Annotated in this window: 1 protein-coding gene; it reads right to left on the bottom strand. The window is 34.0% G+C overall.

What is annotated here, in order from left to right; translation table 11 throughout:
• Nucleotides 1–39: 39 nt before the first annotated feature.
• Nucleotides 40–924 carry a DUF748 domain-containing protein gene (locus BLS65_RS17800; RefSeq protein WP_092441128.1) on the bottom strand — a complete coding sequence of 295 codons (885 nt, stop codon included), beginning with the start codon at nt 922–924 and terminating at the stop codon, nt 40–42.
• Between the last annotated feature and the right edge of the window lie 233 nt (nt 925–1,157).

A 1,157-nucleotide genomic window follows, 5' to 3' on the forward strand; every position in this document is an offset into this window, starting at 1 on the left:
TTTATTGGGATGCAGAGGCAATAAATGAATATTTAGAGTTTAGTCGGACAGTAGTGATAGTTTATTAAAGAACGAATCATGACGATCTTCGGAACCCTTGACTTGTAAGTTTTTAATTATAGGTTTCACATACCCTACGAATTTTCCTTTTTGGGAAGCTACTTCAGTGTATAAACCAAAGGAGCCGGCATGAACATCAAAGCCTCCATATGCTTTAAAAAAATCATTCAAATCGGGTAAGTTGGTGTTTGTTAACTCTGCATTCAGGTCAAATGTAGGGTCAGCTGCCAGTGGATCAATTTTCATTTTCAGATCAAAATTCCCTTTGTAAATAGTAGCTTTTGCATCAACAGTTGCAGGGAGTTGTGCTGAATCTTGAACCGACGACAAGTTTTGTGCAAGGACTTGTATATCGGTAATGGCAATATTTATTTTTGGTTGTGCTGTAGAGTCAATGAACTGGATCTTACCATTATTAACCTTAAAGTTGTTGATTTTTAGTGGCATGAAATCATTCAAAATTGTTCGAAAATCATTTGTATCTTTTTGCATGGCTCCAGGTTCTGCTTTACCCTTGGTAAACCGCATAACTGGATTGGTAAATACAAGTTCACCAACTAATCTGCCATGAAATAAGGATTTCCATTCAACAGAAAGATCTATTGCTGTAGAAGAAATGAAAGGGACTTGTTGTTTTGTAGTTGAATCAATTTTGTCAATATAAAAATCTTTAATAATGTATGCACCACGGTATAAATGAATATCAATATCGTTGACATGACCATAATAGCCATCTAAGGTAGAAAGCGTCTTATTAGCATATCGAAGTACTACATATGGCAATATAAAACGGACAACTAACAGTATAGTGACTATAGAAATAAGAATTTTCCATCTTAAGTTGATCTTTTTTTTAACTACCATGACTAACTTTTTTAGATATTTAAATGATATATCGATGACTATACAAGTATTTAATCTTTACGTCTGAGTATGTAAACTAAACTCTGTCTACTACAAAAAAGTGTTACACTTGTATTAGAAAAGAGAAAAGATGGAATCAGAAGCAAGATTCAACTCACAAATGCAACTTGGGTTAACTGATTATATGTTAAGAGGGGAGAGATAAACCCTAGCCTTTTTCTAGGCCGACTGTT

The sequence above is a fragment of the Williamwhitmania taraxaci genome (genome assembly GCF_900096565.1).
Lineage (GTDB): Bacteria > Bacteroidota > Bacteroidia > Bacteroidales > Williamwhitmaniaceae > Williamwhitmania > Williamwhitmania taraxaci.